Below are 16,624 nucleotides of genomic sequence, written 5' to 3' on the forward strand. Positions count from 1 at the left end.
AACCAAATTCGGTATTTTTGGCAAAATAACGCAAACTTCTCCGAAATAAACAAAATGGTAGACTAATGGTATCTAAAAGGTATGATGTACGAAGCCAAAGGGGGAATCACGTGACCAAGCCAGTGACAGAGCAACTGCACCAGCAAGCAAAAGGTTTGGACACTCGACCACTGATCGAAGTCGCTGAACTCCTCGCAAATAGCCAAGCAGAAGCCGCGCGATCGCCCCTGGAATCCTTGGGGCCAATTTGCAATGGCGCGAGAGCAATGGCAAAAACTATCCGCTCAGGTGGAATTCTACGGTACCTGGCCGCCGGCTCGTCCGGGCTAATGGCGGCGTCAGACGCGCTGGAACTTGGTGGGACATTTTCCATCCCGTCAAAACAAATTCGGATCCATATGGCCGGCGGTCTGCCGACAAGCCCGGAAATGCCTGGCGACGTCGAGGATGCCGCCGACTCGCTTAGCCAAGAACTGAAGAACCTTTCAAATGCCGACACTGTGATCATGGTTTCGGCCAGCGGCACCACGCCTTATACTATTGAGGCGGCAAAAATTGCTCGTACAGCTGGCGCGACAATAATTGGCATTGCTAATAATCCAGACACGCCATTGCTGCGAATGGCGGATCACGCCATTTTACTTTCCACCCCGCCCGAGTTGATCTCGGGTTCGACGCGCATGGGCGCGGGAACCGCTCAGAAGATTGCCTTGAACATGCTGTCCACCCTGATGGCTGTGGAACTTGGTCATATTCAAGACGGCATGATGATCAACCTGCGCGCAGACAATGACAAGCTACGCGATCGAGCAAACGGGATTGTGTGCCAACTGACTGGCGTGACGCCGGACAGCGCCAATTCCGCACTTATGGCGGCTGACGGCAATCTCAAAAACGCGATCCTTTTGGCCGCCGGTGCCGATTCAGTAAAAATCACGCAAAAGTTGTTAGACGAATCCGGCGGCCACCTGCGCCCCGCATTTGAGCGACTGACCAAAGCCAACGAAACAACCAACCTGGGAGTAAACAAATGAAACGCAAAATTCTAAGCCTTGCCATGATGAGCACTGCACTTGTTGCAAGTGCCGCCTATGCTCAGGAAGCTACGCTAACGATTGAAAGCTGGCGAAACGATGACCTTGCCTTGTGGCAAGAAAAGATCATTCCGGCATTCGAGGCTGAAAATCCCGGAATAAAGTTGGTGTTTTCGCCGTTTGCACCCACAGAATACGATGCCGCTCTGAATGCCAAGCTAGAGGCCGGCTCTGCCGGAGACATCATTACTTGCCGCCCATTTGACCGATCGCTCGGCTTGTATGAAGGAGGGCATTTGTCCGATCTGTCAGACCTGTCAGCGATGTCGAATTTTTCAGACGTGGCAAAGGCAGCTTGGCAAACCGATGACGGATCTGCCACATTTTGCGTTCCTATGGCATCGGTGATTCATGGTTTCATTTACAACAAGGATGCCTTCAACGAGTTGGGAATTGAAGAGCCAACAACCGAAGCCGAGTTCTTTGCAGCGCTAGAGAAAATTAAGGAGGACGGCACCTATATCCCGATGGCCATGGGCACAAATGACCAATGGGAGGCGGCAACCATGGGATACAACAATATCGGCCCAAACTATTGGAATGGTGAGGAAGGACGTTTGGCGTTGATCGAAGGAACTCAGAAGCTGACTGATCCACAATGGGTTGAGCCATATGCGACGCTGGCAAAATGGAAGGACTATCTCGGCGATGGTTTCGAGGCACAAACTTATCCTGACAGCCAGAACCTGTTCACTCTCGGCCGTGCTGCCATCTACCCGGCGGGCAGTTGGGAAATATCCGGCTTCAACACGCAGGCTGATTTCGAAATGGGCGCTTTCAAGCCCCCGGTCCAGAACGCTGGCGACACATGCTATATTTCAGACCATACGGATATCGGCATAGGCATGAACGCAGCAACAGAAAACGCCGAAGCCGCCAGGACGTTTTTAGCTTGGGTCGCTTCTCCTGAATTCGCGAAAATTTTTGGTAACGCTTTGCCAGGTTTCTTCCCTCTGTCCAATGAACCGGTAGAGCTGGAAGATCCGCTTGCAAAGGAATTCGTAAGTTGGCGCGGCGATTGCGAAACAACCATTCGATCCACTTACCAAATTCTATCACGCGGCGAGCCAAATCTCGAGCTTGAAACATGGAACGCATCCGCCAACGTCATAAGAGGCGCAGAGACGCCTGCCGACGCTGGTCAACGCCTGCAGGATGGACTGGCTAGCTGGTATGCACCGCATCAGTAAATCCTGACAACTGAACCTACCGGACGCGGCATTTGGTTTCGCGTCCGGACCCCTCTCCCGGAGTTCCCCATGCAGACGCGCCGCACTAGATGGCACATCGCCGTTTTCCTTGCACCTGCCGTGCTGGTTTACACTGCGGTGATGATCTTTCCTTTGTTCAATACGTTACGCCTTGCGCTGTTTACAGAGGTTGATCAAAGCCGTGTTTACGTCGGCTTTCAGAACTTCCGAACTCTGTTTTTCGATCCGCTCTGGTCCGAACAATTCTGGAACGCACTAGGCAACAATTTCTGGTTCTTCTTGATCCATATGCTCGTTCAGAACCCAATTGGGGTCGCACTTGCAGCGCTGTTGTCTCACCCCAGATTGCGCTTTGCTGCGTTATACAGATCGGCAATTTTCATCCCGACCATTCTAAGTTTTGTGATTGTCGGTTTCGCTTGGAAACTTATCTTGTCGCCCCTTTGGGGCATCGCTCCATCGATGCTGGATGCAATCGGGCTGAAATCACTTTTCGCCCCATGGCTTGGCAAAGAAGAATATGCCCTGACAACGCTTGCACTGGTATCGGTATGGCAATTCGTCGGCATTCCGATGATGCTGATATACGCCGCATTGCTTTCGATCCCTGAAGAAATCTTAGAGGCCGGCGAGATCGACGGTATTACCGGAGCATCAGCATTCTGGAAAATAAAGTTACCGCTTATTCTGCCGTCGATAGGCATAATCTCGATCCTAACATTTGTGGGTAACTTCAATGCGTTCGACTTGATTTATGTCTCACAAGGCGCGCTTGCGGGTCCGGATTTCTCGACCGATATTCTGGGAACTTTCATGTATCGGACATTTTTCGGCTTTCAACTCCAGCTAGGGGATCCTCACATGGGATCGGCCATTGCCGGGGCTATGTTCGCGATCATCCTTGTTGGTGTCTGCATCTACCTGTTCGGCATACAGACCCGGATGCGCCGGTATCAGTTGTAAGGGTCTGAAAAATGAATAAAGCACGCTCAAACCCGCTGAACACCGTTGCCATGCACTGCGTCTTAATTCTGTATACTCTAATCGCGCTGTTCCCTGTTTTTGTGATCATTATCAACAGCTTTAAGTCACGCCGCGCTATCTTTCGCGAACCGTTGGCCCTGCCGGACGCCGAAAGCTTTTCGATGATTGGTTATCAAACTGTGATGAAGCAGGGTGACTTTTTCCTCTACTTTCAAAACTCGCTGATTGTAACAGTGGTATCGCTTGCGTTCATCCTGCTATTCGGTGCTATGGCCGCATTCGCGCTCAGTGAATATCGGTTCAAAGGCAACACGCTTATGGGTCTTTATCTGGCCCTTGGTATCATGATTCCGATCCGTATCGGCACGGTCGCAATTCTTGAACTAATGGTGGCAACAGGCCTGGTTAACACTCTGTGGGCGTTGATCCTTGTGTATACCGCACAAGGCCTGCCTCTGGCTGTATTCATCCTTTCGGAATTCATGCGGCAAGTCTCGGACGATCTGAAGAATGCAGGCCGCGTAGATGGCCTGTCGGAATACACGATCTTTTTCCGCCTTGTTCTGCCGTTGGTTCGTCCTGCAATGGCCACCGTTGCCGTGTTCAACATGATCCCAATTTGGAATGACCTTTGGTTCCCGCTGATCCTTGCGCCGGCGGAAGAGACCAAGACCCTCACCCTCGGCAGCCAAGTCTTTATCGGCCAGTTCGTTACTGATTGGAACGCGGTTCTCTCGGCGCTTAGCATGGCGATCCTACCTGTTTTAGTCCTTTACGTTATCTTCTCACGCCAACTGATCCGCGGAATAACATCAGGAGCAGTCAAATGACCCGAGCCTTAATCGCAGGTCTCGGCAACATGGGACGCAGTCATGCTCTGGCCCTGCACAAACACCCTGACGCCGAAATTGTAGGGCTGGTCAATCGGTCCGACATTGAATTGCCGACAGATCTACTCAAATATCCACGGTTTAAATCTTTCGAAGAAGGGCTTGATACAAAACCGGATTTAGTCGTTGTGGCCACCTATTCTGATAGTCATGCTGAGTATGCTTGTGCCGCAATGGAAGCCGGGGCGCACGTTTTCGTAGAAAAACCTCTGGCCACCACTGTTGCCGATGCTCGGCGAGTAGTCGACAAGGCCGTCGAAACGGAGCGCAAACTTGTCGTTGGCTATATCTTGCGCCATCACCCGTCATGGATGCGATTGATCGCCGAAGCCCGAAATCTTGGCGGACCTTACGTATTCCGCCTGAACCTGAATCAACAAAGTAGTGGCGACGAGTGGGAAACCCACAAAGCATTGATGCGGACCACCTCTCCCATCGTTGATTGCGGTGTGCACTACGTCGACGTGATGTGCCAGATTACCGACTCCGATCCGGTGCGCGTACATGGCATGGGATTACGTCTAAGCGATGAAATCGGTCCGGAAATGTACAACTACGGCCAGTTTCAAGTCGTCTTTGAGGATGGTTCCGTCGGCTGGTACGAGGCCGGATGGGGGCCGATGATGTCTGAGACGGCATTTTTCGTTAAGGATATCGTTTCACCAAATGGTTCCGTTTCGATCTCCGATGGCAACAAAGGGGCGTCATCAGATATCGATAGGCACACAAAAGTCGGTGGGATCTTGATTCATCGTCCAGACGGTGATCGGCAGATCGATATGCCCGACGAACCTGGTCACCAAGAGCTTTGCGACGCTGAACAGGCCTATATGCTTCACGCTATTGCCCAAGACATCGACCTAACCCGCCACATGAACGACGCGGTTCAATCGCTGGCCATTTGTCTGGCCGCCGATGAAAGCATCCGCACTGGCCGACCCATTTCGCTGAAAGAGATAGACCAATGACCGCCCTGACGCTGAAGAATGTGAACAAATCCTTTGGCACCGTTGAAGTTCTTAAGGACATCAATATCGAAGTGGACGAAGGAGAATTCGTGGTATTTGTCGGACCTTCAGGTTGCGGCAAGTCCACCTTGCTGCGCGTGATTGCGGGGCTTGAGGATGTAACCTCGGGTGAAGTTCGCATCGACGGCGAAATTATGAACCTTACGCCACCATCAAAGCGTGGCATAGCAATGGTTTTTCAAAGCTATGCACTCTACCCCCATCTGAATGTGCGCAAGAATATGTCACTGGCGCTGAAACAGGAGGGTCAAAGCAAAAAGGTCATCGAAGAACGTGTAGCAAAAGCCAGCAAGATGTTGAATCTTGAGCCCTATTTGGACCGTTATCCATCCGAGCTGTCGGGTGGACAACGTCAGCGCGTTGCCATCGGACGCGCCATCGTCCGCGAGCCTAAGCTGTTTCTTTTTGATGAGCCGTTGTCCAATCTGGACGCTGCGTTGCGAATGAATACCCGGTTGGAAATCGCAAACCTTCATCAACAACTTGATGCTTCGATGATCTATGTGACTCATGATCAGACCGAGGCCATGACCTTGGCTGACAAAATCGTCGTGTTGCGAGACGGGCGCGTCGAACAAGTCGGTAACCCGATGGAGCTTTACAACAACCCCGCCAACCAGTTTGTCGCTGGTTTTCTAGGTTCTCCGTCCATGAATTTCTTCCCCGCCGACCTTATCGGCGACAACGCGGAACTTACTACGGGAATAAGACCTGAGGATTTGTATTTGGCTGACGAAGGTCCAATTTCCGCGCGCGTCACACATGTCGAACATTTGGGAGGCGACACAAACGTGGTTGCTATGATGCAGGATCACCAGATCACCGCGCGGTTATTCGGTCAGCATGAAGTAGCTGCGGGGCAACCAGTCCGGTTCGGATATAATCCAGACCGAACATATAGCTTTGACCAAAAAGGTGCGCGTGTCGCTTGAGGCCAACTTTGCGGGCGATATGATCGGACTTTGAGATTTGGGATACAAACGAGGCATTCTGAATGCCCTTCTTTCGCATAAATTTCTTCAACTAAAAAAAACCCATTTTTGTTTTTTATTATTTTTTTCAATATTTTAGTTGGTCTTTCCTTAATCATAAACTAACAAAAATTAAACGTAAATTCTATACTAATACTGACAAAGAGATGAATATTTGATCAGGACAAATCGCGAAACTTCCGGTGTAAAATTGCCGTCGAGGTCGACGCAAGACGATGCCGATAGCACCCGCAAAACTCCATTTGTTTCCGACTGGGAAATCGGCTTTTGCGAAAACCGTTGCAAGTCAAAACAATCAATCAACAATGAAAAAAAGGAATGTTAAAACGTACTTTCAGCTTGCTTATCGGCCTTACATTTTGGGCGTTTCCAGTTGAGGCAGAAGACATCCAGCCACATGATGGTCAGCGGTCCATAGAAAGTAATCTGCTCTCTCAGACCGGATGTTCAGATTCGTTACTGTAGATTGCACATGCAAAAGGAGTTTTGATCCGCATAACACACACCAAGCCCTTTGACTCCAGTGATCGCGAAGGGGTTGCATTCGATTTTGAACGTACTGAAAAAAATACTTGGACAGCGTCCCGAGATCGGGCTGAGCCAAATCACAAAGGGGAAGCCCGAATGGAAACGCAGGTGCACCTACACGTCGATTCGTAAAAGAAAATAACAGAACATGCGCAGATGGTTGTTACTGCAACGGGCTCACGCGGCGAAGACTTGGGAATGACGGCCTCAGGATGTGAGGTATCGTGGGAAATTATTTCGGAATGGGTATCGCACTGAACTTGGCTGGGTTATTGCGTAATCTGACCATTTTGTTGATGATACTGCACCGTTCGCGATCAGTGCTATAAAACAGATCACAAAACTTCTTTCAGAATTTTTGAACAAACCAGGAATGTCCTGTCAGCATACTTAAGGCGGGAGTCTCAGAGCGTCATATTTGTTGAAGGCGTCAACAAAAGTCTGAAGAGGCGTGTATTGGACTTTATCAAAGGGCGAACTTTCACCTCTGCACCCTGAAAAACTGTTGCCTACTAGGTCTTACTGAAATCTTCCGAGGTATTACCTCTACACCCTTTTTGTGCCCTTCAGTCTTGAACAGGACCCTGGATATTTCACCGGTTCCTACCAAGCACCGTTGCATGTAGAATAATTCTCACTAGCACTTTGTATATCGCTTGTCGCACTTGGTCCTGGATGAATATTTCCGGTTTTCTGATAACACTAGGTGTTCTTTTTCTTGCCGGATTGGCGGCGGATCAGATCGGCAGGGTCACGCATCTTCCTCGGGTTACAACCTTGCTGTTTATTGGCTTGATCGCGGGGAATGCAGGCTTGGGATTGATCCCGACCGACGTTGCAATGTGGTTTGATGAAGTATCCATTGTAGCGCTAACGATGGTGGCGTTTCTTCTTGGCGGATCGCTGACAAAGAAGAACCTGATTCAGCACGGGCGAGCTATTCTGGCGATTTCGATTTCTATCGTGGTAGCGACCCTCTTAGTCGTAACGATCGGTTTGACAGCAATTGGGTTGGCGCCGGGGCTGGCATTGGTTTTGGCCGCGATAGCAACCGCTACCGCGCCCGCTGCTATGACGGACGTGATCAAACAGTCCGGAATTTCGAATGGTTTCACTGAAACACTCAAGGGTATAGTTGCAATTGACGATGCTTGGGGACTGATCGTTTTCAGCGTTGTTCTGGTTCTGGCTGGTCACGCTAATGGCTGGACCGAGGTAACACTTGATGCACTGTGGGATCTAGGAGGCGCATTTATTCTGGGAATCGCATTGGGCGTGCCATCGGCCTATCTTACTGGTCGACTAAAGCCCGGTGAGCCGATGCAGGCCGAGGCTGTGGGAATCGTTTTTCTTTCTGCTGGCCTCGCGCTTTGGCTGGAGGTTTCGTTTCTGATAACCGGAATGGTTGCGGGGTCAGTTGTCAGTAATCTGGCGCGTCACCATGACCGCCCTTTTCATGAGATTGAACATATTCAGTGGCCGTTTATGATTCTGTTCTTTCTTTTGGCTGGCGCGACGTTGGACATTGAAGCCCTCGGCCTAATGGGCTGGGCCGGCGCCATGTTCCTGGCCTCAAGAACAATTGCGCGCCTTGTCGGGGGCTATTGTGGAGCGCGCTTGGGCGGTTTGCCACATAGAGAAGCCTTTTGGTATGGCCCTGCCCTGTTGCCACAAGCTGGTGTGGCTGTTGGAATGGCCTTGGTTGCCGGGGAACAATTTCCAAATTGGGCCGCGTCCATCATGGCCTTTACTCTGGCAAGTACGGTCGTATTTGAAGTTTTGGGTCCTCCGCTGACTTTGATGTCAATCAGACGTGCCGCTGAAAGATAATAGAACGCCCGTCAACTTCTAATCAGCCTGTATTGTTTCCAAGTACATAAGCAAACTTGCGAGCGGCAGTCCCGCCATCATTTTCTGACCACTCGGCAAAGTTATCGCTGTTTGTTGATCAGTTTCGAAAACGGCCCCAAAGATCGGCATTTCACCGCCATGAGCAAGTACCATCGATCTTCCATCTACTTGGCGAGCTATAAGTTCTGTTGGGAAAACACCATCGTTCTGAGCCGCCAGCTTTGTCAGATCGGGTGTGCGAATAGCCAGCATTTCCGCCATCGGCCCGTCCCCAGTTGCTTCAAGTCCATGACATTGCCAGCAATAAGTTCGATACAGATCATTTCCTTCCTGAACGCTCACGTCCTGAGCCAAGGCACTTCCAGCAGCCAAAAGTGTTATCAATATCCCGCGAAAAACTGGCATCTCTTCCTCCTCCGCCCCAACTTTGCTCAATATTACATTACGCAGCAAAACCGGGACAGTTCTTTGACTTCGCTCATATTGTCTGCCCAAAAATAAGGAAATCAACGCGATGAGGTTGGTAAATCATCTATGCAATCAGTCCATATCGACATCAAATTGCGCCTCGTCTGAGCTTTCCGATGCTGGGCTGTCGCTTTTCGACTTGCCCTCGAGCAAATTCAAATGCTTTCGGATACGCCAAAGGTGATACGAAACTCGATGTAGCCACCTAAGGGCATCAAGCCGCGACCAGACCACTTCGTCAGGCAAACTGTTTGTCGCCGCATCGGATATTAGCAAGTCTCGACGCAGTTTTCGTTGTTGCCGCAAGAAGCGCCGCACCCGGTTCAGTGTGTTTTCGCATTTTTCAGGATCGTCAATCTCCAAGTATCTATCTGTCGCTGCAACAACTACCAATGCGAGACGCTTCAGCCGCGGATCCCGGGGCAACTCGTGAATCCTCTCTTCTTGGCCGCATCGATACAGCAACCGGTCAAGGTGATCGAGAATATGATACATACCCTTGATACTGGATATCTGCTCCTGGGACTTGCTGGATAATTCTATTTTGTCCAAATACGCACGCGTTTCCAACAAAGCTGACTCGATGTCGGACCGCCCATAATCGATATCGGTTGATCGCATGACGCCCATAACCGATCGAAGATGCGCAGTGGCGGCCGTCACAATACGATCCACAGCGACCTTTGCCGCGTCCGCTGCTGCCTCGGGCATATCCAAAATTAGAGGATCCAGAGAATTCGTGAGAACTGAACCTCGGCAAGGTATCAAAGCCTCTATTAACCTGGCGAATGGTCGGGCAAAAGGCAGGATCAGCAAAACACCAAGAGAATTAAAAAAGGTGTGAAACGCGACGAGTGCCGTCAAAGAACTCTCGGGGTTTGACCAATTTGAAACGACCGCAGCAAACGGTCCCAACAGACAAAACGCCATTATACCTGTCATCAAGTTGTAAATCACATGGGCAAACCCAGTTCGTCGCGCCATCGTTCCACCGCCTAGCGTGGCCAGAACTGCGGTGAATGTGGTTCCAACATCCATTCCGATGACCAGAGCCGCGGCTTGGGGAAAATTCACTGCACCGGCGCTAAGCGCAGCCAAGGCCGTTGCCACGCCTGCGCTGGAAGACTGGGTAACAACTGTGATCAGGATTCCTATCAGAACAAGTTTCAGTCGCCCAAGCAGGCTATCTGAGGGAAAGTCGGCAGGAGTCACCACGCCACGAAATGCATCTAAGCCGGACTTTAATTGCTCGATCCCAATGAAAATCAGACTGAAACCAGCCAATACCAGCCCAAAGCTGGAGATCGACTTTTTCGAGGAAAGTGCAAGCAGTGCCCCGACAAAGACAACGGGCAACATGACTTGCCCAAGGTCCATTTTGAACCCTAACAGGGCGACCAACCAGCCAGTCATGGTCGTTCCGATATTTGCCCCAAATATGATCCCTAGCGCTTGCGGAAAAGTAAGCAGACCAGAGGCAACAAATCCGACTGCTGCAACCGTCGTTGCGCTGGACGATTGAATCGCAGCCGTAGTGACCGCACCGGTGACTGCGCCAGTAAACGGCGTCGATGTAAATCTGCCTAATATGTCCCGCAGACGGGCTCCGGCCAAAGCCTTAAGCCCGTCTGTCATTAGCAGCATTCCAACAAGGAAGAGGCCGATGCCGCCTAATGCTGGTAAAATGTCCAAAAGCATAACGAACAAATAACCACAATCAGATTGGCGCCGCCAAATACTTCGCTTTCGTTGTTGTCCGATAACGAGAGCTTGCGACGCCTTGGATTAAACCTCGCAAAACTGGCGGGGTGCTTTGGTTGACATAGATCAAAGCGCATTTCACATTCGTATTGTGAGATGCGTGTGTTTCAAATGATCTTCGTTTACCACCCTGTCCCCAAGCAAAATAAACGGTGAACGGAAATTTGAAAACGTGGAAGTTCCACATAGGGGGTTCGACCGAAAGGGTAGCGAACCCCTTTTTGGCTGGCAAAAGATCTAATCTGACGTAGCGTGTAGGACAGGTATCACTCGACATAAATCTGGTCGGAGAATAACCGATGCAAAAGTCAACGCAGGGTACAATTGAATCAGCGTCGTTTGTGCAGTCTCATCGGCAATGCTTTGGCTGCATGAACAAAAAAGAATGCGCTATGAGCAAGTTCCATGGGCACAGTTGATTCATCGTCGCCGAAGCTAAGAAGGTCTCTGACGACTCCATTGCTGACCCTATATGGTCTTGGTGTCACTGTCGGGGCGGGCATTTATGTGCTTGTGGGTGCGACGGCAGATGTCGCCGGCCCATTTGCCGCCTTCTCTTTTCTTATCGCAGCACTTGTTGTTTCGTTGACCGCATTATCCTACGCCGAACTTGCAACGCGATATCCCGTGAGTGCGGGTGAAGCGGCCTATGTCGAGGCTGGGTTCCAACGAAATTGGATGGCCGTACTCGTTGGTCTTTCAGTCGCTGCATCCGGTGTCATATCTGCATCTGCCGTAGCGATTGGCGCTGCTTCATACCTTCACGCATTAACAGGTCTTGGGACCGCTTTTCTTACTATTTCGGTTGTATTGGTAATGGGGCTTATAGCTCTTTGGGGCATTACTGAATCGGTTTTCGTCGCTGCAGTAATAACGATTGTAGAAATTACAGGCCTCCTTTTTGTAATTGGCTGGGGCATGTCCATTCAGGAACCGCAAGGATATGCAATCTCCGAAATGATACCTGGGCTTGGACTAGACACCTGGCGTGGGATCTTTGCGGCTTCGCTTTTGGCGTTTTTCGCATTCGTCGGGTTTGAAGATATTGCCAACGTCGCAGAAGAGGTGAAAGAACCGACGCGTACGATCCCAAAAGCCATCTTATTGACGCTCGTTCTTGCGACTGCACTGTATTTGGGAACATCGATGACTGTCCTGCTTGTGGTTCCGATAGAAGTCCTGTCGACGTCTTCCGCCCCTCTTGCACTGGTATTTGCGAATGCGCCAGAGGCCATCAGGCAGGGCTTCGCAGCAGTTGCAATCGTGGCTACTGTCAACGGTGTCTTGATCCAAATGATCATGGCTTCGAGAGTAATATATGGCCTTGCCGACCGGGGTCATCTGCCGAAAATTCTGGCTATGGTGCCTCAAATCACTCAGACACCAGTTGTTGCAACAGTGTTAGTAGTCGGAACGATCTTGTTTCTGACTCAAACTCTTCCAATTGGTACGCTGGCAGAACGTACCTCTCAGATCGTGCTGGGTGTCTTCGTATTGGTAAATCTTTCACTGATCCTTCTGAAGACGAGGCCCGATGCCGCTGGGTTACACTTCCGAGTTCCTTTGTTCGTACCCATTCTTGGCGTAGTAACCAGCGCACTGCTGTTCGCGGCAGGTTTTCTATAAATATCAAAAGGTAAAGGGCCATAATTGACGTGCGCCGCTGACATATGAATAGGGAACAGACTTCCATAGGCGCACAGTTGTCGGCTTGGTGGCACAGAACTTTTGTTGATCTGGCACAACAACTGCAATGGTCGTATCTGCCGCCGCTAATGGTGTATTTTGCAGCCGGAGTTTCCGGTTTGACATCGGTGGTCGGGGCCTTTTTTTTAAAAGATTACCTCGATTTATCAGCAGCTTTTGTGGCAGGCTTAGCGTTTTGGGCTGGGCTCCCGTGGATACTAAAAATGCCGTTGGGGCACATCGTTGACCTGTTTTGGCGTTGGAAGTCCCTTCTGATCCTGTTTGGTGCATCTCTGATTACGCTATCCTTGCTTACAATGTACGGGCTAGTTTCGGCACCCGGTCGAATGGCCGACGTTATGCCGCTGGAAGACTGGTACGTGATTGCGCTTCTCTTGGCCCCATCGGGCTATGCCATTCAGGATGTCGTCGCCGATGCAATGACGGTCGAGGCAGTGCCTAAAGTGGACAACAACGGCCACCCCTTTACGCCTGAAGAAACACGCGCGCAGCATACTACGATGCAAACCTTGGGCCGAGTTTCAATCATTTCCGGGTTTGCAGCAGTTGCGGCGGTCAACATATGGATCTTTTCCGGAACCGAAGATCTGCAACAGACCGAACGTCTCGCTTTATACGGTCAAGTCTATCTGATTGCGCTGGTCATACCAATGCTGTCCGTTAGCGGAGTAGTGTTTCACACTTTTATCCAGCGTAAGCGCGTTCGTCAGGGGCAACCGCCGCATGCCCCGGAAGAAGCAACCGAGGTCAAGTGGCCGATTTTGCTGGGCGGCCTTGCGTTTGTTGTGCTCAGCATCGTGCTGGGAACCGCGAATTTCGAGTTTGCGCAAGAGACCATTTTTGCAGTGTCGCTAACGGTTATCCTTTACCTTATGTCTCGCCTACTTAAGGAGCTGGATCCAAAACAAGCACAAGCCTTGATCGGAACCGCAATTATCATTTTTGTTTTCCGGGCGGTTCCTTTGCCGGGTCCTGGTCTGACCTGGTTCGAAATCGATGAGCTTGGTTTTGACGAGCAATTCCTGGCTGTACTCGCTTTGTTGACGTCTCTGCTCGCATTACTCGGACTGATAATTCTTCGACCCTATATGGCCAACCGCTCAATCGCACAGGTTGTGTTTATGTTGACGATCGCCGCAGGCGTCCTCGCTCTGCCAAATCTTGCTTTGTACTACGGGGCGCACGAATGGACTGCCGCGCGCACCGGAGGAATAGTCGATGCAAGATTTATCGCCATTCTAGACACCGCAGTAGAGTCACCGTTAGGACAAATAGCGATGGTTCCAATGTTGGCTTGGATTGCGCGAAACGCTCCTCCACAACTCAAAGCAACCTTTTTCGCGGTGATGGCATCTTTCACCAACATGGCCCTGTCTGCGAGCAGCCTCAGTACCAAGTACCTGAATCAAAATTTCATTGTCACACGCGCGGTTACCAACCCTGATACTGGCGTCGTGACGTCGACTGCTGACTACAGCCAACTGGGGCACTTGCTGATCGCGGTGGCAATAATCTCTGTTGTGGTTCCGCTTACCGTAATTTTCCTCGTGCAGAAGTCACGCTTTCAAACCAGTGAATAATTACTGGTTTAAAGAATCCCCCAGTAATGTTTTTAGGTGTGAAACTGGAACACCAATATTTGACCCGCCAAACTCTGGCAAAATCGCGGCGTTTACCGCGACCACCTCTCCTCTTCTGTTTAGCGCGGGCCCACCACTTCCTCCAGTTGTGGTTTCCGCATCGTATACGACAGAGCCCGGGTTAGTTTGAGCAACGATTCCCCGACTGGCGAGAGGTTGAATCTGGCTTTGAACGGAAAGCCGGGACGCTATCGTCCAGAAGTCAACAGAACCATCCTTCTCAAGCGTTTCTAGAAAATCCGGACCGGCCTGCGCGATCAACGCCCTGAGGCCGGTCGGATATCCCAACAGGAAAACTTCTTCGCCAGCTCGGGGCTGGTCATTTGCAAGTGGCAGACCTAGCCCTTCAACCCGGTCCGGGTCGACTGACAAAAGCGCCAGATCGGCCGTTTCGCTGAACTGGTTTAATTTAGCCTCGATTGACTCAGCCTGACCGGGCAGATAGGCCACCAGCCTCAACATTTCTGCTTCCAGACCAGCGCCTTTGAGAGCCTTCGCCCTATCGCCAGAAGTCCACGGCAACGCGACATGGCGGTTGGTCGCCAGTAATGGAACACCCTCAATCAAAAACCCTGTACCTGTGAATTGAAATTCCGCAGGCTCACCAGTTGCATCCGGTTCTATCCAAGGCTGTCCAAACGGGGTTTGCAGCTTTTCTCCGTTTGGGCCCAATACATGCCGCAAAAGTTTACCGCTTTCTAAATGACGCAGGCCATATGCACCCTGAATAAAGGCGACAGATTGCGTCGAGGCGTCAATAATCCGTGTCGGCGCCCCTGCCCTCTGTTCAAGTGTTCCAAGACGTTGCTCGGTTGCGATAGCTTGGTTTTCAAACGCACTCCTCAAAGCGCTCAAATCTTCAGGGGTTATCGCGTCCTCCCGCGTTTGCGCAAGCATAACAGCAACCGCTTCGATTTTGCGGGATTCCTGTTGAATACTTTCCGCAAGTTTTCTGTCGTTTTGATAGAGCAGAAATACCAAACCTGCGATAAGAAGCAGTGAGGCGAGGACAGTAATCCGGAACAAAACAGTAGTCTGTGACGCAAGCCGACGACCACTTTCTCGCAATGCGCCAGACACCCTTTTTGCGAAAGGTCGGCGGCTCGTTCGAGCGTAGGCATAAGCGTCACTTAGAATGTCTTCCACTGTATGGCGCGCGGGAAACTTATGATTGCACACCCTGTACCGGGAAATCGGCCCATGTTCGCCAAACTCGATCATGTCGCCATGTCCAAGGGCAGTCGACGAGACTTTTTGCCCATTGACCCATAAATTGCGTCCGGACAGCGCAGTCAGCGTATACACGCCGTTTGACCATTGAAGTGTCGCAAAATCCTCATCATGGGGCGGCACGTCACTCTTCTGCCTAAGACCCAAGGCACGGCTCTCATCGACAGACACTGTCAGAGCGTTATCAACCAGCCAGATTACATTGCCGCGCGAAGGACCAGTCAAGCTCTCAAGAAATGCACGTACGTCACCTTCAAAGGCATCCGACGGTGATGTCGTATCACTCGCGCCCGGTTCCAGCATTATCGACCCCCGTTCAAAGGTGACCTGAACACTTTAGCACGCGAAATCTAAAAACCTATCGCTGCCAAAAAACAGCGATTTTTGAATGCCGCAAGATTTTCCGTGACGCCGCCAAACCATCACCTGAAACAGTTTACACAGCGCTGCCCGCATTACCCTCTTCGGCCCGATAGACCGAAGGGTGATGAAAGAAAAACTGAGAATTTTGTGGAACAACGCGGATCACTTAGAGGAAACCGTGATCTTTCGGCTTGGATCCCGTGGTTCGGTCTTTGGCATTTTGATATGTAAAACTCCCTTGTCGAATTCTGCGGTGATCTTTTCGATATCGACCGTTTCCGGCAACGTCATCGCCCGAACAAAGCTGCCATAGCTTCGTTCGCTTACATACAGATTGCTATTGTCGTCATATTCGATCTTTTTTTGACCGCGCAGCGTAAGTCGGCGATCCTTGATTTCTATGTCGACATCGTCTTCGCCTAATCCGGGCAGTTCGGCCGTCAAAACAATTTCCGCATCCGTCTCGTTTATGTCGACCGCTGGAGAAATAGCGCCAGTCATATCGAGTGACGGGAAGCCCGTCCGCTGCGCCGCCGTATCCATTGGCTGGAACGTAGTAGGTCCGCCAAAAAACCGTGACATCATGGTCTCCATTTCGCGGCGGAAATGATCAGTGAAGGGGTGCATTCCAGTGGTAAGTTGCGGGGTCTTCTTTTCTTCGAGCATTCCAAAAACCTCCTAATATTGCGAGATCAGCTTGCCAGCTAAGTGTGCCTAAAAATGCACTGGCAGGCTTTGATCTTGCTCAAACTATCTGGAACTTGAGTGGCTACATTGTTTTCGGGTGTTTTCGTTCATCGGTACACGGCATGTGCCGGGGTTTCCGATAGGCACCCAAGCAGACATGCGAAACTTTAACTAATTCAACAAATTGTAT

At 50.8% G+C, this 16,624-nt stretch carries 13 protein-coding genes; 9 read left to right on the forward strand and 4 right to left on the reverse strand.

The window, feature by feature from the left end:
• The first annotated feature begins 110 nt into the window (after nt 1-110).
• The 7 genes from GOV45_RS06270 to GOV45_RS06300 all read left to right on the forward strand — a co-directional run bounded on the left by GOV45_RS06270 (nt 111) and on the right by GOV45_RS06300 (nt 8,557).
• Complete coding sequence (locus GOV45_RS06270; RefSeq protein ID WP_170475636.1) at nt 111-1,034, forward strand: N-acetylmuramic acid 6-phosphate etherase; 924 nt, start codon at nt 111-113, stop codon at nt 1,032-1,034.
• The gene (locus GOV45_RS06275; RefSeq protein WP_170475638.1) at nt 1,031-2,284 is read left to right on the forward strand and encodes an ABC transporter substrate-binding protein; all 1,254 of its coding nucleotides are present in this window, start codon (nt 1,031-1,033) and stop codon (nt 2,282-2,284) included. Before GOV45_RS06270 ends, GOV45_RS06275 begins: the two co-directional genes overlap by 4 nt.
• Before the next feature lie 69 nt (nt 2,285-2,353).
• A complete protein-coding gene (locus tag GOV45_RS06280; RefSeq protein ID WP_170475640.1) occupies nt 2,354-3,268 on the forward strand; it encodes a carbohydrate ABC transporter permease in 915 nt (304 codons plus the stop codon).
• An 11-nt stretch (nt 3,269-3,279) separates the two neighbouring features.
• Nucleotides 3,280-4,119 (forward strand): carbohydrate ABC transporter permease, encoded by an 840-nt coding sequence (locus GOV45_RS06285; RefSeq protein ID WP_170475642.1) that lies wholly within the window; start codon nt 3,280-3,282, stop codon nt 4,117-4,119.
• Nucleotides 4,116-5,147: a Gfo/Idh/MocA family protein gene (locus GOV45_RS06290; protein WP_170475644.1), complete on the forward strand. Its 1,032-nt coding sequence runs from the start codon at nt 4,116-4,118 to the stop codon at nt 5,145-5,147. The genes GOV45_RS06285 and GOV45_RS06290 overlap by 4 nt, the downstream gene beginning before the upstream one ends.
• Nucleotides 5,144-6,139 carry an ABC transporter ATP-binding protein gene (locus GOV45_RS06295; protein WP_170475646.1) on the forward strand — a complete coding sequence of 332 codons (996 nt, stop codon included), beginning with the start codon at nt 5,144-5,146 and terminating at the stop codon, nt 6,137-6,139. Before GOV45_RS06290 ends, GOV45_RS06295 begins: the two co-directional genes overlap by 4 nt.
• Nucleotides 6,140-7,402: 1,263 nt before the next feature.
• Entirely contained in the window at nt 7,403-8,557 is a 1,155-nt protein-coding gene (locus tag GOV45_RS06300) for a cation:proton antiporter (RefSeq protein WP_170475648.1), read from the forward strand.
• Nucleotides 8,558-8,575: 18 nt separating this feature from the next.
• Here GOV45_RS06300 and GOV45_RS06305 read toward each other — a convergent pair whose 3' ends face one another.
• A complete protein-coding gene (locus GOV45_RS06305) occupies nt 8,576-8,983 on the reverse strand; it encodes a c-type cytochrome (protein WP_170475650.1) in 408 nt (135 codons plus the stop codon).
• A 135-nt stretch (nt 8,984-9,118) separates the two neighbouring features.
• Entirely contained in the window at nt 9,119-10,744 is a 1,626-nt protein-coding gene (locus GOV45_RS06310) for a Na/Pi cotransporter family protein (RefSeq protein ID WP_170475652.1), read from the reverse strand.
• Between the two features lie 468 nt (nt 10,745-11,212).
• Between GOV45_RS06310 and GOV45_RS06315 the strand changes: the two genes are divergently transcribed.
• Together GOV45_RS06315 and GOV45_RS06320 are read left to right on the forward strand one after the other, a co-directional pair.
• Nucleotides 11,213-12,433: an APC family permease gene (locus tag GOV45_RS06315; protein ID WP_170475654.1), complete on the forward strand. Its 1,221-nt coding sequence runs from the start codon at nt 11,213-11,215 to the stop codon at nt 12,431-12,433.
• Nucleotides 12,434-12,477: 44 nt separating this feature from the next.
• On the forward strand, nt 12,478-14,094 hold the full coding sequence (locus GOV45_RS06320) for a hypothetical protein (protein ID WP_170475656.1): 1,617 nt from the start codon (nt 12,478-12,480) through the stop codon (nt 14,092-14,094).
• Here the strand turns inward: GOV45_RS06320 and GOV45_RS06325 are convergent, their stop codons facing one another.
• The gene (locus GOV45_RS06325; protein WP_170475658.1) at nt 14,095-15,687 is read right to left on the reverse strand and encodes a trypsin-like peptidase domain-containing protein; all 1,593 of its coding nucleotides are present in this window, start codon (nt 15,685-15,687) and stop codon (nt 14,095-14,097) included.
• A 222-nt stretch (nt 15,688-15,909) separates the two neighbouring features.
• Nucleotides 15,910-16,413 carry an Hsp20/alpha crystallin family protein gene (locus tag GOV45_RS06330; protein ID WP_170475660.1) on the reverse strand — a complete coding sequence of 168 codons (504 nt, stop codon included), beginning with the start codon at nt 16,411-16,413 and terminating at the stop codon, nt 15,910-15,912.
• Nucleotides 16,414-16,624 lie beyond the last annotated feature (211 nt).

Source organism: Ruegeria arenilitoris (genome assembly GCF_013035425.1).
In the GTDB taxonomy this organism is placed as follows: domain Bacteria; phylum Pseudomonadota; class Alphaproteobacteria; order Rhodobacterales; family Rhodobacteraceae; genus Ruegeria; species Ruegeria arenilitoris_A.